This window comes from Faecalibacterium sp. Marseille-Q4164 (assembly GCF_017377545.1).
In the GTDB taxonomy this organism is placed as follows: domain Bacteria; phylum Bacillota; class Clostridia; order Oscillospirales; family Ruminococcaceae; genus Faecalibacterium; species Faecalibacterium duncaniae.
The window spans coordinates 29,918-52,964 of the sequence record NZ_JAFREJ010000012.1 but is presented as its reverse complement, the minus strand read 5'-3'; the positions used below and the strand labels follow the sequence as shown (position 1 = coordinate 52,964).

Here is a 23,047-nt window from a genome sequence, read left to right as displayed (position 1 = left end):
ATGGCAGAACCGCGCACCGTGCGGGAGAACGCAAACACCCTGAACAGTGAGCAGATCGCAGCCCTTCTGCCCCACCGCTACCCCTTTGCCCTCGTGGACCGTATCCTGGACTATGAGCCGGGGCAGTGGGCCATTGGCCGCAAGTGCGTATCCCGCAATGAAGAATTCTTCTGCGGTCACTTCCCGGGCCAACCGGTCATGCCGGGGGTGCTGATCCTGGAAGCACTGGCCCAGACCGGAGCCGTGGCGGCGTTGAGCGTTCCCGAAAACAAAGGCAAACTGGCCCTCTTCGGCGGCATCAAGAATGCCCGCTTCCGCAAACAGGTCACCCCAGGGGATGTTCTTACGCTCCATTGTGAGCTGGTGGAACAGCGCGGCCCTGTGGGCATCGGGAAAGCGTCTGCTTATGTGGATGGCAAGTGCGCTGCCACAGCGGAGCTGACCTTTGTGCTGACCGAAGCAAACACAGGGGCTTAAGGCGCTTTGTGCGCAGCGGTCGCCCCCAATACCATATCGTATATAAAAGGCAGGATACCATCGCCATGATGATATCCTGCCTTTGTTCGTTCCTGTTTACCGTTCTGCATACTCTCGGCATAGAGAACATCTTGTGAAACAAAAAAGTACCCGAACCCTTTTTCGTAAAGAATCGGGTTCGGGTACAAACTGTATGGTGGAGCATTGTCCACAGCACTCGAACCCAACACTTCCTCACGGGTGACCGTTTTGGCATCGTCCGTGAAGTTGAAGTTGAGCACGACCCGGTCATCAAAGACGTAGACCGAGTTGACAAAGGTATCAATGATCTGCCGCTGGTGTTCCGTGCTGCCCACGTCACCCTTGCGGAATTTTTCAAGCCAGAACCGAATCCACTCACGGGTCAAGACGGGCTTTTTCAGCTCTTCTTCCAGAATGCTGGTGTTCAGAGCTTCTTTCCGGGCTTCCAGCTCGTCCAAACGCTGCTTGGTGGTCGGGGTCAGGATGCCCTGTTCAATGGCTTCCAGAAGGTTTGCCAGCCGCTTCTCTGTGTCCCTGAGCTGGTCTTTCAGGACAGGCAGCCGGGTGTTCTCCTTCTGCTGGGCTTCCATGACCAAATCTATCAGCCGTTCGATGATTTCATCACTGAAAATCACCTTAATGGCAGTCTCCACCACAAACCGCTCTAGCGGCTCCTTGCGGATGGCTTTCAGGTCGCAGTGCGCCTTGCCGTGGCGTTTGGCGTTGCCGCACTTGTAGTAATAGTAGGTGTTTCCCATGTGGCTGGTGCCGCTTTCGCCACCCATCAGGGTGCCGCACTTGCCACAGAACAGCTTGGTGGTCAGCAGATAGCTCACATCCTCTTTTGCAGGCCGACCATGGGCGATCCTGTTCTGCTCAAAACGCTGCTGCACCCGGTCAAACAGGTCCTGGTCAACAATGGCCGGAATGCCGCCCGGCGTCACAATGTCCTTGTAGCGGTATTCGCCGATATAGCGGCGGTTGCGGAAGATCTGGAAGAAGCTGTTCTTCACGAACGGCTTCCCGGTGCGGGTACGCAGACCGCGCTCGTTCAGGGATGCTGCAATCTTCTCGGCCGGTTCGCCGTCGGCATACCGGGTGAAGATCTCCTGCACGATGGGAGCCGTCTCCGGGTCGATATGGTACAGCCTGTCCTCCTTGCCAATGGTGAAACCCAGCGGCACCACACCGCCGTTGTACTTGCACTGGAGGGCGTTTTCGCGCTCACCGCGCGCCACTTTCAGGGCAAGCTCGGCGGAATAGTATTCCGCCATGCCAATCAGCATACTCTCCACCATAATGCCTTCAGGCCCCTGCGAAATGGGTTCCATGGCAGACACCAGATGGACACCGTTCTTTTCCAGCTGGTACTTGTAGTTCACGGCATCGAATCGGTTCCGGGCAAAGCGGTCCAGCTTCCAGACCAGAACTACATCGAAGATTTTCTTCGCGCTGTCCTTAATCATCCGCTGAAAGTCTGGGCGGTCATCTGTCTTGGCAGAGTAGGCACGGTCAATGTAGGTGCCGACCACGGTGATGCCGTTCTTCTCGGCGTAGTCCTTGCAGTCGCGCAGCTGTCCCTCAATGGACGCTTCACGCTGGCTGTCGGATGAATAGCGGGCGTAGATTACGGCGGTCATGGTTGCACCTCCTTGGCGTGTATTCGACTTGCCTTTATAGTATCGGGTCAAGCGCAGCTTGTCAACAATCTGCGAGCAGATTGAAATGCGAAAATTGCGAAACGCAGCGAAAAAGGTGAGAGCAAGAATCGTCCCGTGGCCACAAATTTTCAATTCTTGAAAATTCTTGCCCCTTTGGGACAGCTTCTTGTTGGGGCGTGCCTGCCCCAAACCCTGCTGGAACGAGTACGGCAAACTGGAATTTGACTAATCCTACATGTGCATCATATTACACTCATGTAATTATCCTCTACATAAACAGCTTTTCCATCAGCAAGCTTAATCTCATCTTTGCCGTTCGGTAATACTGTTGTTTCAGAACCATTCCAATGGGGGATAATAGGATTGTCAATAATATGTAATCCATCTGTTAAATTTCCCGCCGCATACATACTTCCTGCACTGATTCCGACATATATAAGTCCGTTTTTAATTGCATTATTAAGTATTCTATCAAAACCAGTTCTAGACATTTCACGACAAAGCACAGATACATCACCACCACTGACAAAAACAGCATCAAATTGGTTTAATTCTTCAAAAGTTAATAGCCTTGTAAGCATAAACGGGGTTGTAACATACGAAGAATAGGTTCTTTGATAGTCTTTTGAAAGAATTAATTCCAGATTGTACACTAATATATTTTCGTACTGAATTCCCATTAGAAAGAGTTCATGAAAACATATTGCAAGCGACTCTCTTGCACCATCTGTTTCAATGCCAGCTGTTGGAATATAAAGCACTTTCACATCCTTCGGACACTTTCCAATAATATCAAAGAATTTCTCTTTCATCTTATCGGTCAACCCTGCAGATGTAAGAAATAGATGTTTTCCATTCATATTCTTTTACCTCGTCAAACTCCGATTTACTGGGCTAAGCCGAGTATACCACACTCCACCATGAAAGAACACCCCGATATAGTGAAATTTTGCCATTTTTCTGCGTACGTGCGTACACGCTCCGCAGGGATTCTAAGGGGCTTGACCCCTTGGCACACAGACTTTGGCACAAAGTCTAGTGTGTTACACCTTGTCAGAGGTGTACAGGCTCCCGGTACGCACGTACGCAGCGACTACTCCCAAACGCGCCATATAGGGGGACGACCAAGTTCGCACAAAGCGAACTTGATTCCGCAAAGCAAAAGGCAGGATACCACTATCATAGTGATACCCTGCCTTTGCTCGTTTACCGTTCCGAGTAGTCCTTCCGCAGAACTTCCGATAAACAAAAAACGTACCCAAACCCTTTTTCATAAAGAATCGGGTTCGAGTACGAACTGTATGGTGGAGAATTAGGGACTCGAACCCCAGACCCCCTGCGTGTGATGCAGGTGCTCTAACCAGCTGAGCTAATCCTCCGAATCGGAACAAGAGAATTATACCACAACCGAAGTGGATTGGCAAGCCCTAATTTTGATTTTTTCGCAATTTTTTCCCACTGCGAGGCAGTTGCTCTTTTGCGCAAAATGGTGTATACTGAAATTGCGCATTCCAGCGCAAAAAGAGAGGTTTTTTCAATGCTGACACTTCGTGGGATCATTACCATTCTGGTGCTGGCAGGGCTGTTTGCCCTGGCAGTGGTCTGGATCTCCAAGCAGGGCGGCTGGAAAGGCGAAGGCTGCGGCGGCAACTGTGCCTCCTGCCACCAGCACTGCGATACTCCGGAAAAGAAAACGCGCTGACTGCAATGCCCCCGGATGGCTGTCCGGGGGCATTTTGCGTCACAGGGCACCGTAGCGGGCGGCAAAAACGGCTACGGTGCTCAGCAGATCGAGCTGAGCTTTCTGGTAGGTGGTGCGTCCGATGCAGAGCCGCTCCAGCACGTCTTCCTCCTTGCGGCGCTCCAGGTAGCGCAGCTGGAGCAGGCCTGCACGGATGGGGTCAGCGGTGCGGTAATACTCCTGCGTCTGCTGGATGGCCCGGGCCCAGCCCCAATTGGCCGGGCTGCGGGCCCACTGGCGGGTACCGTAGTTCTGCAGGGCCTCCCGGGTCTTTCTGCGCTGTTCAGCGGTCATCACGCCGCCCCCTTTCTTTGGCACATTCGGGTGCCCGGGCCAAAGAAGCAGGCATCCCGCTGCTCCATGGTCAGCCCCAGCATGGCAGAAAGACGGTCGGCTTCGCTGACTTTGAAATCGCTCTCGTCGTTCAGCTTCTGATGCAGGGCGCTGCTGCTGATGCCCAGCACCCGTGCCACATGGCCCAGCTTGAGGCCCTGGCTTTCAATGTAGGCGCGGATCTGTGTGGTATTTGTCATCAAAGGTTCTCCTTTCATCTGGATCTCTGCGCGTCGTTTCACAATCTTTGGTTGTATTATAGTTCGATGTTGATTTTTTGTCAACTATTTTACCAAAATCGCGCGAAAATCGTTGATTTTTAAGAACTTTTCTGATATACTCACGGCAGAACATTCTTTTTCAGGAAAAGCGAGGTCTCTGCCATGTCAGAACTTTCCCGCCGTATCTTACAGCGTCGGCTCGAGCTGGGGCTCTCTCAGGAAGAGCTTGCCCAGCGGATGGGCTACCGTTCCAAATCCTCCATCACCAAGCTGGAAAAAGGGGTCAACGACATCCCGCAGTCCAAGGTGGAGGAGTTTGCCGCTGCATTGGAGACCACCCCCGCATGGCTGATGGGGCTGGAAAACACTGCGTTTGTCCCGCCGGGGTTTGAGCCCCTGCCCGAAATGGTGCGGGTACCGCTGGTGGGCAGCATTGCCTGCGGCTCCCCCATCACCGCCGAACAGAACATCGAATGCTACATCGGCGTTCCTGCCGCATGGCACGCCGACTTTGCCCTGACCTGCCACGGCAGCAGCATGGCCCCCACCATCTGCGATGGTGACATCGTCTGCATCCGCTGCCAGCCCGAGGTGGAGCAGGGCGAGATCGCCGCCGTGCGGATCGGCGACGAGGCCACCTTAAAGCATTTTCACCGGCAGGGCGACACCGTTATGCTTCTGGCCGACAACGCCGCCGTCTGCCCGCCCATGATCTATGCCGGGCCACAGTTGAACGAGATCCAGATTGAGGGCAGAGCCGTGGGCTTCTGCAGAGGTTTATAATATGAGCAACGAAACCATGACCCTGAAGGTCATCGCACACATCCACACCGCCTTCCCCACCAAGTTCGGCATCCCCCGACAGAGCGGGCTGGTGGACGGCCTGCGGGGCGAGATCATCTTCACCCCGGAATACCGCAACGCCGATGCCCTGCGCGGGCTGGAGGATTTCAGCCACATCTGGCTGGTGTGGCAGTTCTCCGGCGCGGTGCGGGAGAACTGGTCTCCCACCGTCCGGCCCCCGCGCCTGGGCGGCAACACCCGGATGGGCGTGTTTGCCACCCGCTCCCCCTTCCGGCCCAATCCGCTGGGCCTTTCCAGCGTCAGGCTGGAGGCCATCGAGCACCGCCCCGAGGTGGGCCCGGTGCTCATCGTGCGGGGCGCAGACCTGATGGACGGCACCCCCATCTACGACATCAAGCCCTACATCCCCTACGCCGACTGTCACCCGGATGCAGCGGCAGGCTTCACGGCACAGACCCAGACGCACAGGCTGCGGGTCGAATGCCCGCCGGAGCTGTGGGAAGCCGTACCCGCTGCCGAGCGGGACGGCCTGCGGGGCGTGCTGGAAAACGACCCCCGCCCCTCCTACCAGCACGACCCGGAGCGGGTATACGGAATGGAATTTTCGGGATTGGAAGTCCATTTTGTCGTAGATGGTGCTGTTCTGACCGTGACCGGCATCACCCGCCGCTGAGAGGTGCCGCCGTGGAACTGCGTACCATCAACACCTTTTTGCATATTGCGGAGCTGCACAGCTTTTCCCGTGCGGCACGGGAGCTGGGGTATTCCCAGTCGGCAGTCTCCGCGCAGGTGGCCCAGCTGGAAGCCGAATTGGAAACGCCGCTCTTCGACCGGGTGGGCAAAACGGTCCGCCTGACCGATGCCGGGCAGACCTTTCTGACCTATGCCCGCTCCCTGCTGGCCACAGCCGAGCAGGCCAAAGCGGCCCTGCAGCCTGCCCGGCAGGTCAGCGGCACCCTGCGGGTGGCACTGGCAGATTCGGTCTGCAGCACTTTTCTGCCCGACCTGCTGCAGCGGTATCACGCCCTCTGCCCACAGGTGGAGCTGGTGCTCCGCACCGCCACCGACGATGAGATGCTCCAGATGCTGGGCTCCAATCAGATCGATCTGGCTTACACGCTGGACAAGCCGCTGCTGCAGCCCAGCTTCGTGCTGGCCGTGGATGAGCCGGAGCCAATCTGCGTGGTGGCCCCCGCCGGGCACCCATTGGCCGGGCAGGCGGAAGTCACGCTTCAGGAACTGGCCGGGCAGGAGTTTCTGCTGACTGAGCGGGGCATGAGCTACCGCGATGCCCTCGACCAGTGCATGGCAGCGCAGGGGCTGGCCATCAAGCCCTTTCTCGAGCTGGGCAGTGCTTCCCTGCTCTGCCAGATGGTCGAGCACGGCATGGGGCTTTCCTTCCTGCCCGAGTACATCGTACAGAATGCCCTCGCCGCCGGAACGCTGGCCCGCCTGAATGTCCCCGCCTGCCGCGTGGAGATGCGGCGGCAGCTGTTCTACCACAGGGATAAATGGCTCACCCCCCAGATGAAAGCATTCATCACGCTGGTGCAGAAATAAAGATAACGATAAAAAAACAAGCCTTTCCGCTGGTGTCACACTGCGAGGTGCACCATACGGAAAGGCTTGTTATTTACATTATTTTTTCAACAGGTCGGAAAGGCACTGCACCGTCCGGCCATGGTAGCCGGTGACGGTCTCGGCGTGGAGCAGGCTGCTCAGGACGCTTTCCTCCACACACTCAGCCACCGCCCGGAACAGCGGGTTGATGGCATCATCGTGGAGCATCTCCATGGGCAGGAGGGCTTTGTCCGAGTAATGCGGCATCCGGTTGGCCGTGGTAAAGGCCAGAACGATCTCACCCGAACCGTTGCCGCAGGCACTGCCGGTGCGGGAAAGCCCCACCAGCGCCCGGTGGCAGAGCCGCCGCAGCTGGCGCTCGCTCAGGGGGATATCTGTTGCCAGCACCGTGATGATGGAGCCCTTGTCCTCATGGGGCGGGATGCGGGCCTCCAGCAGCTCGTGGATGGGTGTGCCCGCCACGATGAGGTCATCGAAGGTGGCGTGATTGGAGAGCACCATTGCCCCGATGGTGTAGGACTTACCGTCCAGCTCCACCAGCCGGGAGGCAGAACCGATGCCGCCTTTCAGCCCGTGGCAGCGCATTCCGCGTCCGGCACCCACTGCACCCTCAGCGAAATCGGCTTTGCAGTCTGCCAGAGCGGCAGCCACATGCGCCTCGGTGACATGCAGGCCCCGGATATCGTTCAGGCCGCTGTCGTTGCACTCGCAGACGACCGGGTTCACACTGCCGGTGGTCTCGCAGATATCGGGGTTGCGCTCCAGCATATATTTGACCAGCGCCGTCTCCACAGTGCCCACACTCAGGGTGTTGGTAAACAGGATGGGGGTCTCCAGCGTGCCCAGCTCATCGATCTGGACAAGGCCGGTGGTCTTGCCGAAGCCGTTGATGACATGGCAGGCCGCCAGCACTTTGTCATGGAACACATCCCCGGGGTGGGGCAGCAGCGCGGTCACACCGGTCTGGATGTCGCCATCCGCCAGTGTACAATGGCCCACTGTCACGCCCGGCACATCACTGATCTTATCGCGCTCCCCGTGGGGCAGATGTCCCACCCGGAAGCCCCATTCATTCTTATCGATTCCCATAAATACCTCTCCGTTATTGCTTTCCAATACTGCCCCTCCCCTGATAGGAGAGGCAGAAAAACAGTCGTGCGTAAACCTGGCTTCCCCATGGGGGAGCTGCCGCAGGCGGCTGAGCGGGTTCACCCCTCAGAGTGCTTCACGCGCTGCATCTCTCCCAGATCATAGGGGGTGTTCTGGTAGACATAATAGTTCAGCCAGTTTTCATACAGCAGATGGGCGTGCGCGCGCCAGCGGAAGAGCGGCGGCTGGCTGGGATCATCGTTGGGGTAGTAGTTTTTGGGCACTGCAATGGGCAGACCCTTGGCAACATCCCGCTTATACTCCGCATCCAGCGTGTATTTGTCGTACTCCGGGTGGCCGATGACAAAGATCTGCCGGCCGTTCTCGGTGCTCATCAGGAAAGGCCCTGCCTCATCGCTCTCGGCAAGGATGCGCAGCGCACTGCAGTGGTCGATATCCTCCCGGCTCATGGCGGTGTGGCGGCTGTGGGGGGCATAGAACACCTCATCAAAGCCGCGCACCAGCGGGTTGGAGGGCCGGATGACCCGGTGCTCAAACACGCCGAACATCTTGGCAGGCAGCAGCTCCTTGCGGATGCCGTAGTGGTAGTACAGGCCCGCCTGCGCACCCCAGCAGACATGCAGGGTGGAATAGACATTCGTCTCGCTGAAATCCATGATCTCGCACAGCTCCGGCCAGTAATCCACCTGCTCAAAGTCCATGGTCTCCACCGGAGCGCCGGTGATGATCATGCCGTCGTAGCGGTTATGCTTCACCTCGTCAAAGGTCTTATAAAAGGCCTCCAGATGGGCCGCGGAGACGTGCGTTGCCTCATGGCTCACCGTCTGCAGCAGGGTCATGTGCACCTGCAGCGGCGTGTTGGCCAGCAGCCGGGCGATCTGGGTCTCGGTGGCGATCTTGGTGGGCATCAGGTTCAGGATCAGGATCTCCAGCGGGCGGATATGCTGGGACGCTGCCCGCTCCCGGTGCATGACAAAGACGTTTTCCTCGTACAGGGCATCGTAGGCGGGGAGCGTTTTCGGGATGATGAGGGGCATAGATGTTTACTCCTTTGGTGCGGATATTGATAGCGGCCTCGCCCTCTCCGTCACGGCTTACGCCGTGCCACCTCCCCCAAAGTGGGAGGCCTTGGCAAAACCACAAAGTTTATTTTTCGCCAGAGGCTCCCCCTTTGGGGGAGCTGCTGAACGAAGTGAAGCTGAGAGGGCGAGCCCGTTTGCCTTTTAAATCTTATCCAAAGCCTGTGCGATATCTGCGATCAGATCCTCAGCGCTTTCCAGACCGCAGCTCATGCGCACCAGCTCTGCGGGCACACCGGCGGCTTTCAGCTGCTCATCGTTCATCTGGCGGTGGGTGCTGGAAGCCGGGTTCAGGCAGCAGGTGCGGGCATCGGCCACATGGGTCTCAATGGCGGCCAGCTTGAGCTCCTTCATAAAGGTGCTGGCAGCTTCACGGCCGCCGGCCAGACCAAAGCTGACCACGCCGCAGCTGCCATTGGGCAGATACTTTTCAGCCAGTGCGTGGTAGGGGCTGGACTCCAGGCCGCAGTAATTCACATAGGCCACCTTGGGATGGCTTTCGAGGAACTTTGCCACGGCCATGCCGTTGGCGCAGTGGCGCTGCATCCGGACATGCAGGCTTTCCAGGCCGAGGTTCAGCATATAGGCATTCATCGGGGACTGCATGGAGCCGAAGTCCCGCATCAGCTGAGCCGTTGCCTTGGTGATAAAGGCACCCTCTTTGCCGAAGCGCTCGGCGTAAGTGATGCCGTGGTAGCTGTCGTCCGGGGTGCACAGGCCGGGGAACTTCTCGGCGTGGGCCATCCAGTCGAACTTGCCGCCGTCCACAATGGCACCGCCCAGCACCGCACCGTGGCCATCCATGTACTTGGTGGTGGAGTGGGTCACGATATCCGCGCCCCACTCAAAGGGGCGGCAGTTGACCGGCGTGGGGAAGGTGTTGTCCACGATCAGGGGCACGCCGTGGGCGTGAGCAGCCTTGGCAAATTTCTCGATATCCAGCACGGTCAGGGCGGGGTTGGCAATGGTCTCGCCGAACACCATCTTGGTGTTGGGCTGGAAGGCGGCGTTCAGTTCCTCCTCGGTGCACAGCGGGTCCACAAAGGTGGCCTCAATGCCCATCTTCTTCATGGTGACGGAGATGAGGTTGAAGGTGCCGCCGTAGATGGTGCTGGATGCCACGATATGGTCACCGACCTCGCAGAGGTTGAACAGGGCAAAGAAGTTGGCTGCCTGACCGCTGGAGGTCAGCATGGCGGCGGTGCCGCCCTCCAGCTCGCAGATCTTCCTGGCCACAAGGTCACAGGTGGGGTTCTGCAGGCGGGAGTAGAAGTAGCCGTCGGCTTCCAGGTCGAACAGCTTGCCCATATCCTCGCTGGTGGCATATTTGAAGGTGGTGGACTGGATGATGGGGATCTGGCGGGGCTCGCCATTGCCGGGCGTATAACCGCCCTGCACACAGATGGTATCACGGTTCATTGCAACATACTCCTTTACTGGGTTTGTCCGAATAGCACAATTCCCCGCAGGAGCACATGCCTCCGGCGGGGAATTGAAACGTTGAATTTTACTTCCCGTCCGGGACGAAATGAGGAGAGAACTCCTTCCGTCAAAGCCTTTCGGCTTTGCCACCTCCCTCAAAGAGGGAGGCTTTAAGGCTCCCTCTCCGAGGGAGCTGGCGCACGAAGTGCGACTGAAGGAGTTACTTCCTCAGCCGCTTATCGCTTCTGGTGGCCCAGAAGGTGCCAACGGTCTGGAAGATCTGCACCAGCAGCACCAGCAGGATGACACAGACGATCATAATGTTGGTCTGGTAGCGGTAGTAGCCGTAGGAAAGGGCGATCTTGCCCAGGCCGCCGCCGCCGATGACACCGGACATGGCCGAGTAGCCCAGAATGGTGGTCAGGGCCGTGGTCATGCTGGAGATCAGGCCGGGCAGGCACTCGGGGATCATTACCTTGGTGATGATCTGGAACGGGGTCGCACCCATGCTCTGGGCGGCTTCCACCACACCCTCATCCAACTCGCGCAGGCTGGTCTCCACCAGACGCGCCACAAACGGGAAGGCCGCCACCACCAGCGGGACGATGGTGGCCTTGGTGCCTACGGTGGTGCCCACGATGATACGGGTCAGCGGAAAGACGCAGATCATCAAGATCAGGAAAGGCACGCTGCGCAGGATATTGATGATGATATTCAGCAGGTGCATCAGCCAGCCGGGCAGGGGCAGAATGCCGTCCTTATCACCGGCCACCAGCAGCACACCCAGCGGCAGGCCGATGACCAGAGAGAACGCGGTGGAGAGCAACGTCACATAGAAGGTCTCCCAGATGGCAAAGCCATAATCTGCAATGGTCATTCTCCGGTCACCTCCTCCACCGTAATGCCGGGCTGCGCCCGCATGTAGGCAGCAGCCTGTTTTGCTTCATCCAGGTCAGCGGGCAGCTTGAGCAGCATGGAGCCGTAGCACTGGCCGCTCAGGTCGCGGGTATCGGCGCTGAGCACCGACACCAGAATACCCTTTTCGGCGGCAAGGCTTGCCACCAGCGGTTTTGCGGCGGAAGAACCGTTGAAGGTCACACGCACCACATGATCGTCCGGCGCAAAGCTGGATAGGTCACGGGCTGCGCTGCCGCCGTTGGGAGCCACCAGACGCTTTGCCGCGGCGGTCTTGGGGTTGGCGAAGATCTCCTTCACCTCGCCCTGTTCCACCACAACGCCGCCGTCCAGAATGGCAACGTGATCGCAGATCTCCTCCACAACGCTCATCTGATGGGTGATGACCACCACCGTGATGCCCAGCTTCCGGTTGATGTCCTTGATCAGGGTCAGGATGGAGTGGGTGGTGTTGGGGTCCAGCGCGCTGGTGGCCTCATCGCAGAGCAGGACCTTGGGGTCAGTTGCCAGTGCGCGGGCAATGGCAATGCGCTGCTTCTGGCCGCCGGAGAGCTGGGCCGGGTAGGCGTTGGCCTTATCGGGCAGGCCCACCATTTCCAGCAGTTCCTTGGCGCGCTTTTCGGCTTCCTCTTTCTTCACACCTGCCAGCTCCATGGGGAAGCAGATGTTCTTCAGGCAGCTGCGCTGCATCAGCAGGTTGAACTGCTGGAAGATCATCGTGATCTCCCGGCGGCGCTGGCGCAGCTGGGCGGGCGTGAGCTTTTCCATCTCCACGCCGTCAATGACCACGCTGCCCTCGGTGGGGCGCTCCAGTAGGTTGATGCAGCGCACCAGCGTGGATTTGCCCGCGCCGGACATGCCGATGATGCCGTAAATCGAGCCATCCGGGATGGTCAGGCTGATGTCCTTCAGCGCATTCACTGCGCTGTCCTTCATCTGGAAGGTCTTGGAAAGGTGTTTGATCTCGATCACAGAAATTGCTCCTTGCTGTTGAATAAACTCCTTCAGTCAAACCCTTGCGGGTTTGCCAGCTCCCTCATGGAGGGAGCCTGAAACAGAACGGTCAGGCAAAGGCCCCATCCCCGAGGGGGCTGTCACCGCAAGGTGACTGGGGGAGTTCGCTTAACCCTCGATCGGGCTCAGGTCGCTCTGCTTGCCGCCGTAGATGCCCATGGGCTCAACGTGGATGCCAGCAACGGAGACCAGGTGGGTGCCCTTCTCCTCATTGAAGTTGTCCAGGTAGGGCTGATGCTGGAAGTAGTTGGTGTCGCACTGGCCATCCTCAACGATGGTGTTGGGGATCACATAGTCATCGTACTCCTGGATGTCCAGCGTAATGCCCTTGTCGGCCAGGATCTGCTTGCAGACCTCCAGGATCTCGCAATGGGGAGCGGGGGTGGCAGCGCAGCTGACGGTCTCGCCGTTCAGTGCGTCATAATCGATGGAAGGATCATAGCCGTCGGTGGGGTCTTCCACAACGGAGACCACAGCGCCGCCGTAGCTCTCGGTCATAAAGTCCTTGACCTGCTGGCTCTGCAGGGCAGCGACCAGAGCCTTGATCTTGGGCTCCTCCTCATTGCCTTCCTTGCAGACCAGAACGTTGACGTAGGCAGAGGTGCCGTCCTCCATGGCCAGAGCGTCGGTCATGGGGTCCAGACCGGCGGAGATGGCGTAGTTGGAGTTGATGACAGCGTAGTCCTCATCCTGCAGGACGTTGGGCACCTGAGCAGCCTCGACCTCGTCCACATTGACGTTCAGGGGGTTCTCCTCGATATCGTTCTTGGTGGCGGTCAGGCCTGCATCTGCCTTCAGCTTGAAGAAGCCGTTCTTCTCCAGCAGGGTCAGAGCGCGGGCCTCGTTGGTGGTGTCGTTGGGAACAGCGACCTTGATCTTGTCCAGCTTGGCAGCGGTGGAGGCAGCCTCAGAGGATGCAGCGCCGGAAGCGGCGGAGCTTGCAGTGGAGGAAGAGCCGCCGCAGGCGGTCAGGGCAGCGGCAGCAGCGGCCACGCCGGAAACTTTCAGAAAATTACGACGAGTGATCTTAGACATTTTGTTTTCCCTCTCTACTTTTACAAAAATGTTTTTGTGCGGTGCGGCACAATCCGCACCCTTTGCACCGGAAGCAAAATAAAAAACGCTTCCGTCCTCAGCGGGCATACACCCACAAGGACGAAAGCGTAAAACTTCCGTGGTACCACCTTGGTTTACTGTCCCCTCACAGAGACAGCCTCACTGCTGCGGCGTTTTGCAACGCGACAACCGGACGCTGTAACGGGCGCTCCCGTCGCAGGCTTAGCACTCTTGCACTTCGCCCCCGCGGCTCCGAGACCATTTTCAGTTCCCTGTTTCCTGCCCTTTTCCACCGCCCGGGCTCTCTGGAAGGATCAATGCGAAAACCTACTCTTCTCTTCACAGCCATTTTTGTGATATTGCATACATAATACCCCACTCTTCCGGGTTTGTCAACCCTTTCAACGAAGTTTTTCAGTAGGGAATTGCCCGTTTACTGCCGGCCGGCATCCTGCTCCGTGCTGTACAGCACCATCAGGTGGTTGGCACTGGCCTCCAGCTGGGATTTTGCCTGACGGAGGTTCGCTTCCTCGGTCTCGTTCATCTTTTCGGGCTTATCTTTGCGCAGGCAGCGGCGCAGGCTGGCAAGGTCGTTCTTGACTCGGTTCTTCTCGTCCTTGTCCAGCTCCTTTTTGCACTTGGAGAGGGCCTCATCCACCTTGTAAGCCAGCATCTCGGCCTGATTGTGGAGTTCCAGCCGCTCCCTGCGGCGGGTATCCTCCTCCTCGTAGGCGGCGGCATCGGCCATGGCGCGCTGGATCTCGTTCTCAGAAAGATTGGTGCTGCCAGTGATGGTGATGTTCTGCTCCCGGCCGGTGCCCAGATCCTTTGCAGACACCTTGACCACGCCGTTCACATCAATGTCAAAGGTGACCTCGATCTGGGGCTTGGAGGAGAAGCCGGAGCGGATGCCGGTGAGCTTGAATTTGCCCAGGCTCTTGTTGTCGCGGGCAAAGTGGCGCTCGCCCTGCAGCACGTTGATCTCCACGCTGGTCTGCATGGGGCGGGCCGTGGTAAAGATCTGGCTCTTGCGGGTGGGGATCATACTGTTGCGGGTGATGAGGGGGGTGGCCACGCCGCCCAGCGTCTCAATGGACAGCGTCAGCGGGGTGACATCCATCAGCACAAGGCCCTGCGCGGCCGCGCCGGTGGCACCGGCCAGCTTTCCGCCGCCCTGCAGCAGGCCGCCCTGCACGGCGGCACCCATGGCCACGCATTCATCGGGGTTCAGGGTATGGCTGGGCTCACAGCCCAGCAGCTCCCGGACCTGCCGCTCCACAGCAGGCATCCGGGTGCTGCCGCCCACCAGCAGGACTTTGCCCAGCTGGCTGGCGGAAATCCCGGCATCCCGCAGGGCGTTCTGCACCGGCTGAACGGTGCGGGCCAGCAGGTCACCGGTCATCATCTCAAACTGGGGGCGGCCCAGGCTCAGATCCAGATGGTGGGGGCCATCCTTGCCCACCGCGATAAACGGCAGGTTCAGCTGGGCGGAAAGCGCACTGGAAAGCTCCTTCTTGGCCTTTTCCGCTTCCTCCTTCAGGCGGCCCATGGCGGCGGGGTCCTTGGTCAGATCGATGCGGTCAGATCTGCGGAACTCCGCCACAGCCCACTCAACGATGCGCTCGTCAAAGTCATCGCCGCCCAGATGGGTATCGCCGCCGGTGGCCAGCACCGTAAAGGTGCCGTCCTCGATCTCGATGATCGAAACATCAAAGGTGCCGCCGCCCAGATCGTAGACCAGGATCTTCTGGGGGGCTTCGTTGTCCAGGCCGTAGGCCACCGCGGCGGCGGTGGGCTCGTTGATGATGCGCAGAACATTCAGGCCCGCAATGCGGCCCGCGTCCTGAGTGGCCTTGCGCTGGCTGTCGTCAAAATAGGCAGGCACCGTGATGACGGCCTCGGTCACCGGCTCGCCCAGGTAGCTCTCGGCATCGCGGCGGATCTTGGTCAGGATCATGGCGCTGATCTCCTGCGGGGTCAGGTCTCTGCCATCGATATGCACCCGGTGATCAGAACCCATGTACCGCTTGATGCTGGACACCGTGCGGCCGGAGTTTGTGGCGATCTGGCGCTTTGCCGCACCGCCCACCAGACGCTCGCCATCCTTGGTAAAGGCCACCACGCTGGGGGTGGTGCGCTCGCCTTCGGCGTTGGTAATGACCACAGGCTTGCCGCCCTCCACCACCGCCACACAGGAGTTGGTGGTACCAAGGTCGATTCCGATCACTTTGCTCATAGTGCTTGTCCTCTTTTCTTCGGCGCAGAATATTTCCTTGAATATCTTACCGGTTTCCTATGACGATTTCTTAGAACAAATGTAAAGAAACTGTGTTTCAGGCGTTTTTATCGTCGGCCAGCAGCTGATCCGTCAGCAGTTCAGCCTCCCGCAGCCAGTCGGCAGCATCCGTTTCGCCCTCGGCCTGCAGGATCCGAAAGCCCTGCACGGCCTCCGCCACCTGCAGCAGCGCCTTTTTGCGGGAGAGGTACTGGGTCTCGTACTGGGCAAGACGCAGGCAGACCTGCGGGGTGTAGGCGATGTCCGGCACCTCCCGGGCAGCGCTCTGGGCGCGGCGGTAGTATTGCAGGGTCTCCGCCATCTCTCCGCCCGATGCAGCACAGTCATCCCCCAGGGCGATCATGGCCTGCACCTCCCCGGCCTGTGCGGCCTTTTTCCACATCCGCCGGGCCTGGGTCTTATTCTTCCGGGTACCCCGGCCATAATACAGGCAGTCCCCCAGGGCAGAAAGCGCCTCTGCGCTGCCCGCCTCGGCGGCGGCAGTGTAGCGGGCCGCCGCTTCCTGCCAATCCCCGGCCCGGGCGGCGGCGTGCCCGGCTTCCAGCTCCTGAGCGCCGGGGTTGTCGCTCCCCCGCTCCGATCTCAGCAGCCCGCTGAGCAGGGAGACATCCAGCGTGGCAGAGCTTGTCCACGGGTCCAGCACTACACCATCGATGCCGTCCGTTTCCAGCGCATACTCCATGGCGCTGCGCAGGCTGCGCTCCACCATGGGGCGGGTGGCGCTGGCCTTTTCCGCCTCGGCGTTCTTTACCGAGGTAAACAGCGGCAGATAGTTCCGCTCCTTCCGGGTGTGGAGCAGCCAGGGCTGCAGGCCCTCGGCCCGCTCCTCCGGGATGGGCAGGTGTGCCCAGGGGGCGGCCCCGCTCTGGGGGTCCACCGCCGCATCCAGCGGAACCAGCACCTTGGTCTGCAATTCCAGCGCATAGTTCAGGGCGTTCATCAGGCTCCAGAAATGTTCCTCGTTCTGCTCCCGGTACAGCCGCGCCACGGCCTCCTCCACAAACGGGCAGCCTGTGCCCACCGGCCCGTACTGCGGCGCAGTCCGCTTTTTTCCGCTGCCCACCGGCCGGAAGCGCCGACCGCCCATGTTGTATGCCATTTATCTCACCCTTCTTTTTCATCAATAGGATAAGTATAGCAGGAATCCGCAAATTTCACAATATTTTCCCGCAGGCAGCCGAACGCAAAAACAGCAGGCGGCTGCACATGGCCGTCTGCTGTTCGGTTCACTCCTCTGCCGGTTTCTCCGCATCGTCCAGATAGTCCTCGATGCTGCCGATGCTGTACCGGTTCTCGTTGGCTTTCACGCTCCGTGCACTGGCATCGTAGCAGGCTTCCAGAATGGGCATCACTGGCTGCTGGCCCTCCGGGTCGGTCAGATGTCCGATGGCCCGGGCCTCATAGTAGTTGTCGATGATCTGGTTCACGATCCGTTTGCGGTCACGGAGCGGAGTCTGCAGGTTGGCCAGCAGCTCCTGCCGGATGCCGCAGCTGTTGCTGCCGTGGTCGCCGAACAGGATGTAATACTCCTGCTCGATCTCCAGCGGTGCAGCCTGATGCAGATAATAATCCGCCAGTGTCCTCCGCTTCTTTTCGGTGCTGAAGCCCTTGATATCCTCCATGCCGCGAGGAAAGAGTTCCGGATGCAGGATCCACATTTCATAGGGCCCCACCGGCAGGTGCAGAGTATCGAATACATCCAGAAAATCCTCCAGCGCAATGCGGATCTCGCCCCGCTCCCATTTCTGAATGGTGCGCTTGTCCCGTCCCAGCATATCCGCAAGCTCCTGCTGAGATCTGCCCGCCACGTTCCGGGCAAAGGCAATGGCTTCCCCGATTCGGTTCCGGTAGTTGGTCATATTCTTTCCCTCCTGACACACACTTGTACACCAGGCATTCCAACGTCTGGCGACATAAAATACTTTCCTCTGATAAAAGGATAATGGTTTGTCCCGCCTTCTGTCAAGAGTTGCAAATTCAATCACTTCACGTCAAATTTTTGTTAAATGTGTCATTCAAGCCGGACAGCCGCCTTTTTTGCAGAGATTTTGCCGCTCCGTGGGGCATCCGCCCCCTGTCTTAAACAACGTTCGGGCCATTTTGTCCTTTTTCACCTGCCGGAGGCAGCCGGATGTGTCAGGTACACCACAACATGCAACGCAAAATATTTTTTGCAAAAAATTCCTCTTCGGCAAGTTTTTCCCAGCGCATCCGTTTCCATACACGCAAAAACCGCCCATAGCCGTCAAAAACAGCCATGGGCGGGTGCTTTTACTTTATGCCAGTTTGTTCAGCCTTACGGCAACGTAGGGGTCAGGGAGCTTGAGCTCGTCAGCAAGGTCGGCTTCAGATTCGTACTTTTCCGCTGCCATGCCCACCACAACGCTGCACACGTCAAAGCGTCCGGCAGGTGAAAGGGCCGTGACCTTGGCTTCTCCATCGGCAATGGCGGTCACCACGCCGTCCGCATCCACGGTAACGACACCGGGGTTGCTGCTGACCCATGTAATGGGCACACTGCCGCCGCCTTCCACCGCAACGGTGGCCGTCAGACGTTCCTGGGTGCCCACGGTGCGGAGCAGCAGGTCACTCTTGTTCAGGGTCACCTTGCCGATATCCGAAGTCACCGTGACGCTGCACCGCAAAGCCTGGCCGTTGGAGACCATTGCCGTGATGGTGGTGGTGCCCGCCGCCTGAGCCGTGACAAGGCCCTTGTCGCTGACTGTGGCAACCTCGGGGTTGCTGCTCATCCACTGGTAGACATAGAGGAAGGAGTGGTCGCTGTTGGTCAGCTGGAGCTGGTGGGCGGGGTGTAGGTCATTGTACTGCAGCACAAGGCTCAGGCTGGTGGTATCCAGCGTGGGCTTTTTTCTGGCTGCTTCCTCATTTTTGCGGGTCACGGTCACCTTGCAGGCGGCGCGTTCGCCGTGGTCGGAGATGGCAGTGATGATGGCAGTGCCTGCATTGCGGCCCGTCACCTTGCCGTCGCCATCCACCGTGGCAACATTGGAGTTGCTGCTCATCCAGACGATGAAGTAATAATCGCTCTGTCCGCTGGTGTACAGGTAGCCCTTGGGGCGGGGGTCATCATCGGTGATCTCCAGCTCCATCTCGGTCAGCTCCAGTTCCAGCTTGGAGCCGGTTCCGGTCAGGCTTGTCAGCACACCGGGCGCGGCCTGCGCGGGCAGAGGGGCAGCCAGCAGGGCCCCGCTCAGAGCCAGCAGGGCCAGAAGCCGCCCCGCGGTTTGGAATTTCCATTTCATTGGGTCGAACTTCCCTCCTTGTTTCATCCCATGGGATCAAAGGAATGCCGCACACATGGAAAAATTTCGCGTCCATGATTTTTCTCACTATTGATTTATTTTACACGTCCGGCCAATGTGGGTCAAGTTTTTCGCCCAAAGTGCTGTGCTTTCGCACCCGATTTCGTCGGGAATTCCAGTTTTTTCCGATTTTTTTGTGCAGAACATCAGGGCCAAAAAGCGCTCAGTCGCCTCCGGTGACAGCTCCCCTGATAGGGAGGCCAGGTTCACGCGCTTTCTTCGGTGTAATACTGTGCCTGGGCGTTCCACAGTTCGTAATACTTTCCATCCGGCTCCCCCAGCAGTTCCTCATGGGTGCCCTGCTGGACGACCTCGCCGTGGTCGAACACGGCGATCTCATCACAGAACTTGCAGGAGGACAGCCGGTGGCTGATATAAATTGCAGTCTTATCGCCCGCGATCTCGTTGAACTTTGCGTAGATCTCCGCTTCAGCCACCGGGTCCAGGGCGGCGGTAGGCTCATCCAGCACGATGAAAGGTGCATCCTTGTACAGGGCCCGGGCAATGGCGATCTTCTGGGCCTCGCCGCCCGAGATGGTCACGCCATCCTCGTCCAAATCTTTATAAAGGCAGGTGTCCAGCCCCTTGGGCATCCGGGCCAACCGGTCGGAAAAGCCCGCTTTTTGCAGGCAGTCGGCGGCACGGGCGGCATCATAATGCTGGGCCGTGGCAACATTCTGGCCCAGCGGCAGGGAGAACAGCTTGAAATCCTGGAACACCACCGAGAAGATATCCATGTACTCATCGTAGCGGTACTTACGGATGTCGATGCCGTTGAGCAGGATGACACCCTCGGTGGGGTCGTATAGGCGGCAGAGCAGCTTGATGAAGGTGGTCTTGCCGCTGCCGTTCATGCCCACCACGGCCAGCCGCTCCCCCACCTTGAAGGTCATGCTCAGGTGGCGCAGGGCATATTGCTCGCTGCCGGGGTACCGGAACGAGACATCCCGGAACTCCACGGTATACTGGCGGTCGCTCCGCTTTTCGGTGGTCAGGCTGCCCTTGTACATCTTGTTGGGCAGGTCAAGATAGTCATAGAGCGTTTTCAGGTAGGGGGCGTTGAATCTGCAGTCGCCCACGGCGGTGAACAGCCCGCCGATGCCCACAAAAAAGTTGGTGGCTGCGCCCACATACTGGGTCACAGCGCCCAGACCAAAGGCCCCGCCGTAGGCCTTCAGGCATACAAAGAGGTAGGCAAGACCCATGAGCAGAGCCGAAACGGCGTTGCCCGTGGCATTCAGGATGCCGAATTTCCCCTTGCGGGCCCGCTCAAAGGCAGGCATGGAGACGGCGGCGTGATCTTTCAAAAACTCGAACTGGTCGTACATCCGCACGTCCAGCGCCTTTTTGTCGTCCCGACATACCCCCATGAGGAAGGCCCAGAGCCGGTTGCCCCAGCGGCCCTCCTCCTCGATATCCGGGCTGCTGATGCCCGCGCTGGAAGCGCACACCGGCGAGAGCCACGCCACGGCCAGGATCAGCACCAGCACTGCCGGAACACAGAGCGGGCTGTTGAGGACTGTCAGCGGGCCGGCGGGCACTCTGGCCGTGAACAGCCCCACCGACAGCACCGCACCGCCCAGAATACGGAATACCGCCGCGGATACACTGTCCAGCAGCGCCACAGCGTTGGGATTGCCGCCGCCGCAGAAGCTTTCGCTCTGCTGGATGAAATTGTAGAGGTCGTAGACCTGCTGGCTGTCCTCGTCGGCATAATCCATGGACATCTGCTTTTCCATAAAGCAGTCATGGCCCAGCTGCCAGTTCAGCTGTTCCCGCTCCACGCTCTTCCAGTGGAGCAGGACCGACCGCACCAGCGTGAGCAGAGCGGTCACGCCCAGCACCCACGCCACATCCACGGCAAGGGCCTGCGGGTCCCGCGCGTCCGACAGCTCAGCCACCAGCCGGGCCGAGAACCAGACCACGGCATAGGGGCTGACGGCATCCGCCAGTGCCCACAGCACGGTGGACAGCACAAAGCGGGGCGTATTTTTCCAGTAAAAGCGCCAGGCCCGCAGGGTCAGCCGGACGCTTTCCTTCAGGGTCATTTTTTCTTCTTTCATACGGCCTTGCCCTCCTTGTAATATTTGCTCTGCACCGCAAACAGCTTGGCATAGCCGCCGTTTTGGGCCATCAGCTGGTCGTGGGTCCCCTCCTCGGCCACACGGCCGTTTTCAAGGAAGAGAATGCGGTCACAGAAACGGGTGGAGGCCAGCCGGTGGCTGATGAACAGGCTGGTGCGGCCCCGGGTCATCTCGTTGTACTTCTGGTAGATATCATCCTCGGCGATGGGGTCAAGGGCGGCAGTGGGCTCATCCAGCACAAGAATAGGCGCGTCTTTATACAAGGCCCGGGCCAGCATCAGGCGCTGGGTCTGGCCGCCGGAGAACTCCCCGTCCAGATAGACATCCCGGCCCACATGGGTCTTGATCCCCGCCGGGAGGGATGTGATTTTTTCCGTCAGCCCTGCCTGGTCAAGACAGTACCGCACCTTTTCCTCGTCGATGCCGTCCATGGCCTGGGCCACATTCTCGGCCACCGTGCAGGAGAGCACGCTGAAATCCTGAAAGACCGCTTCAAACAGCTTGTAGTAATCCCGGCGGTTATACTGCCGGATATCCTGCCCGTTCAGCAGAACACGCCCCCCGGTGGGGTCAAGGAAGCCGCAGATCAGCTTGACCAGTGTCGTCTTGCCAGCGCCATTCAAGCCCACGATGGCCAGGTTCTCGCCGGGGTGCAGTGTCAGGCTCATGTGGGCGATGGTGTTTTTCTCCGCACCGGGGTAGCGGTAGCTCACATCCTCCAGCTGCAGCTCATAGGGCATATCCAGCCGCTTTTCCAGCGGGATGCCCTCCTCAAACCGGAAGGGTTCCGGCAGCTCGAGGAACTCCCGGATGGTGGAGATGTCCAGGCTCTGCTTGCGCAGGAGGGCAAACTGCTCCATCAGGCCTGTGACCCACTGGGCAAAGCCGGAGGCCGCACCGAAGTAGAGCAGGAATTCCGACACCGGCAGGCCCCTGGTCACGGTGAGCCAGAGCAGATAAGCATAGGCCGCACCGTTGCGCACCAGCAGCAGGGCCAGGTCGATGAGGTTGGCGGTCAGGTAGGCGCGCTCCCGCTTTTCGAGAAAGGCATAGTTGAGCCGCAAAGCAGAATCGTACAGGTCAGTGAGCCACTGCCGCAGACCGAAGATGCGGATATCCTTGCCGAACTCGCGTCCCTCGGCGGTGTTGCGCAGGTAATGCAGGCTCCGGGTGATCTTTGCCCCCTCCTCCCGGTGGCGGTAGCCCCACTCGTTGATATTCCTGGTGGAAAAATAGCTCACCACAGCGGTCAGGGCCGTCAGGACACAGAGCCAGGGGTTCAGCCCGGACAGCAGAGCCAGATACACCCCGAAGCCGATGAGATTTGTCATGATATCCGTCCAACTTTTCCAAAAAGCCTCGCCGGAAGCACGGTTGTTCATACAGGCATCGTGGCCCTTCTGATACATCAGACGGAAGGCTTCATCCAGCAGGTTGGCATAGGCCGTGCGGGTGCGCTTGGTGTTGATGCGCTTCAGCAGCTCCAGCCGCACGCCGCACCGGCCAAACATGGTGAGGTGGTCGATGTAGTAGCACAGCGCGGTCAGGGCAAACAGCAGGATGGTGAACCCGCCGATGGCACCCAGCAGCTGACTCAGCGGCGCGCCGCTTTCCAGTTTGCCCAGCACCGCCGGGCTGATGAGCATTTCGGCAGTGGTCTTGCCTGCCGTGCAGACGGCCAGCAGCACCACCAGCAGCGGCACGCTCCGTCGGGTGTCCCAGGCCACCGAGAGCATGTAGGCAGTGTTCTGCCAGACATTGTATTTGGGCTTTGGCTTTTTGGTTTTCTCGTTCTTTCCCATTTTGGAATCCCCTTTCACTTGTCTGGCAATGATCCTAACACAAAAAATCGCCCCCGACACATTCCGGGGACGAAACGCCTGATTTGGGGGATGAATTGCAGGGACCT

General features: G+C 59.0%; 21 protein-coding genes, 1 tRNA gene and 1 other annotated feature. Of the genes, 5 read left to right on the top strand and 17 right to left on the bottom strand.

What is annotated here, in order from left to right:
- Positions 1-477 (top strand): 3-hydroxyacyl-ACP dehydratase FabZ, encoded by a 477-nt coding sequence (gene fabZ, locus J3352_RS10510; protein WP_005935313.1) that lies wholly within the window; start codon positions 1-3, stop codon positions 475-477.
- Here the strand turns inward: fabZ and J3352_RS10505 are convergent.
- The 3 genes from J3352_RS10505 to J3352_RS10495 form a co-directional block, all read right to left on the bottom strand.
- Positions 474-2,138: a recombinase family protein gene (locus J3352_RS10505; protein WP_242699946.1), complete on the bottom strand. Its 1,665-nt coding sequence runs from the start codon at positions 2,136-2,138 to the stop codon at positions 474-476. The two genes, fabZ and J3352_RS10505, sit on opposite strands and share 4 nt — an antisense overlap.
- A 263-nt stretch (positions 2,139-2,401) precedes the next feature.
- Positions 2,402-3,019 (bottom strand): Type 1 glutamine amidotransferase-like domain-containing protein, encoded by a 618-nt coding sequence (locus J3352_RS10500; RefSeq protein WP_005930833.1) that lies wholly within the window; start codon positions 3,017-3,019, stop codon positions 2,402-2,404.
- 442 nt (positions 3,020-3,461) lie between these two features.
- Positions 3,462-3,538: transfer RNA gene (locus J3352_RS10495), tRNA-Val, on the bottom strand.
- A 158-nt stretch (positions 3,539-3,696) separates the two neighbouring features.
- Here J3352_RS10495 and J3352_RS10490 point away from each other — a divergent pair.
- Complete coding sequence (locus J3352_RS10490; protein WP_035394833.1) at positions 3,697-3,861, top strand: FeoB-associated Cys-rich membrane protein; 165 nt, start codon at positions 3,697-3,699, stop codon at positions 3,859-3,861.
- A gap of 39 nt (positions 3,862-3,900) precedes the next feature.
- Here the strand turns inward: J3352_RS10490 and J3352_RS10485 are convergent, their stop codons facing one another.
- A complete protein-coding gene (locus J3352_RS10485; protein WP_005935258.1) occupies positions 3,901-4,194 on the bottom strand; it encodes a hypothetical protein in 294 nt (97 codons plus the stop codon).
- Positions 4,194-4,433: a helix-turn-helix transcriptional regulator gene (locus J3352_RS10480; RefSeq protein WP_099357280.1), complete on the bottom strand. Its 240-nt coding sequence runs from the start codon at positions 4,431-4,433 to the stop codon at positions 4,194-4,196. Before J3352_RS10480 ends, J3352_RS10485 begins: the two co-directional genes overlap by 1 nt.
- A 183-nt stretch (positions 4,434-4,616) precedes the next feature.
- Between J3352_RS10480 and J3352_RS10475 the strand changes: the two genes are divergently transcribed.
- The 3 genes from J3352_RS10475 to J3352_RS10465 are packed head-to-tail and all read left to right on the top strand — an operon-like array spanning position 4,617 to position 6,818.
- Positions 4,617-5,237, top strand: a complete 621-nt coding sequence (locus J3352_RS10475; RefSeq protein ID WP_005935252.1) for a LexA family transcriptional regulator — start codon at positions 4,617-4,619, stop codon at positions 5,235-5,237.
- A 1-nt stretch (position 5,238) separates the two neighbouring features.
- Positions 5,239-5,931 (top strand): tRNA (N6-threonylcarbamoyladenosine(37)-N6)-methyltransferase TrmO, encoded by a 693-nt coding sequence (tsaA, locus tag J3352_RS10470; RefSeq protein ID WP_005935250.1) that lies wholly within the window; start codon positions 5,239-5,241, stop codon positions 5,929-5,931.
- Positions 5,932-5,942: 11 nt separating this feature from the next.
- Positions 5,943-6,818: a LysR family transcriptional regulator gene (locus J3352_RS10465; RefSeq protein ID WP_005935248.1), complete on the top strand. Its 876-nt coding sequence runs from the start codon at positions 5,943-5,945 to the stop codon at positions 6,816-6,818.
- Positions 6,819-6,896: 78 nt separating this feature from the next.
- Here J3352_RS10465 and J3352_RS10460 read toward each other — a convergent pair whose 3' ends face one another.
- From J3352_RS10460 to J3352_RS10405, 12 genes are all read right to left on the bottom strand, one after another.
- Positions 6,897-7,928 carry a P1 family peptidase gene (locus J3352_RS10460; RefSeq protein WP_156067295.1) on the bottom strand — a complete coding sequence of 344 codons (1,032 nt, stop codon included), beginning with the start codon at positions 7,926-7,928 and terminating at the stop codon, positions 6,897-6,899.
- Between the two features lie 119 nt (positions 7,929-8,047).
- Positions 8,048-8,986, bottom strand: a complete 939-nt coding sequence (gene metA, locus J3352_RS10455; RefSeq protein ID WP_005935244.1) for a homoserine O-succinyltransferase — start codon at positions 8,984-8,986, stop codon at positions 8,048-8,050.
- A gap of 186 nt (positions 8,987-9,172) precedes the next feature.
- Positions 9,173-10,447, bottom strand: a complete 1,275-nt coding sequence (locus J3352_RS10450; RefSeq protein WP_156067292.1) for an O-acetylhomoserine aminocarboxypropyltransferase/cysteine synthase family protein — start codon at positions 10,445-10,447, stop codon at positions 9,173-9,175.
- Between the two features lie 223 nt (positions 10,448-10,670).
- Positions 10,671-11,327, bottom strand: a complete 657-nt coding sequence (locus J3352_RS10445) for a methionine ABC transporter permease (RefSeq protein WP_154276926.1) — start codon at positions 11,325-11,327, stop codon at positions 10,671-10,673.
- Positions 11,324-12,337 carry a methionine ABC transporter ATP-binding protein gene (locus J3352_RS10440; RefSeq protein WP_156067288.1) on the bottom strand — a complete coding sequence of 338 codons (1,014 nt, stop codon included), beginning with the start codon at positions 12,335-12,337 and terminating at the stop codon, positions 11,324-11,326. The genes J3352_RS10445 and J3352_RS10440 overlap by 4 nt, the downstream gene beginning before the upstream one ends.
- Positions 12,338-12,487: 150 nt before the next feature.
- Positions 12,488-13,414 (bottom strand): MetQ/NlpA family ABC transporter substrate-binding protein, encoded by a 927-nt coding sequence (locus J3352_RS10435; protein ID WP_035394877.1) that lies wholly within the window; start codon positions 13,412-13,414, stop codon positions 12,488-12,490.
- Between the two features lie 113 nt (positions 13,415-13,527).
- Positions 13,528-13,787 (bottom strand) — a binding site (T-box leader).
- 81 nt (positions 13,788-13,868) lie between these two features.
- The gene (gene dnaK / locus J3352_RS10430) at positions 13,869-15,671 is read right to left on the bottom strand and encodes a molecular chaperone DnaK (RefSeq protein WP_097773320.1); all 1,803 of its coding nucleotides are present in this window, start codon (positions 15,669-15,671) and stop codon (positions 13,869-13,871) included.
- A 97-nt stretch (positions 15,672-15,768) separates the two neighbouring features.
- Positions 15,769-16,830: an SseB family protein gene (locus J3352_RS10425; protein WP_097773319.1), complete on the bottom strand. Its 1,062-nt coding sequence runs from the start codon at positions 16,828-16,830 to the stop codon at positions 15,769-15,771.
- 127 nt (positions 16,831-16,957) lie between these two features.
- Positions 16,958-17,590 carry a helix-turn-helix domain-containing protein gene (locus J3352_RS10420; protein WP_156067283.1) on the bottom strand — a complete coding sequence of 211 codons (633 nt, stop codon included), beginning with the start codon at positions 17,588-17,590 and terminating at the stop codon, positions 16,958-16,960.
- Between the two features lie 417 nt (positions 17,591-18,007).
- The gene (locus tag J3352_RS10415; RefSeq protein WP_242699945.1) at positions 18,008-18,994 is read right to left on the bottom strand and encodes an Ig-like domain-containing protein; all 987 of its coding nucleotides are present in this window, start codon (positions 18,992-18,994) and stop codon (positions 18,008-18,010) included.
- 266 nt (positions 18,995-19,260) lie between these two features.
- On the bottom strand, positions 19,261-21,117 hold the full coding sequence (locus J3352_RS10410; RefSeq protein WP_156067276.1) for an ABC transporter ATP-binding protein: 1,857 nt from the start codon (positions 21,115-21,117) through the stop codon (positions 19,261-19,263).
- The gene (locus tag J3352_RS10405) at positions 21,114-22,940 is read right to left on the bottom strand and encodes an ABC transporter ATP-binding protein (RefSeq protein WP_242699944.1); all 1,827 of its coding nucleotides are present in this window, start codon (positions 22,938-22,940) and stop codon (positions 21,114-21,116) included. The genes J3352_RS10410 and J3352_RS10405 overlap by 4 nt, the downstream gene beginning before the upstream one ends.
- Positions 22,941-23,047 lie beyond the last annotated feature (107 nt).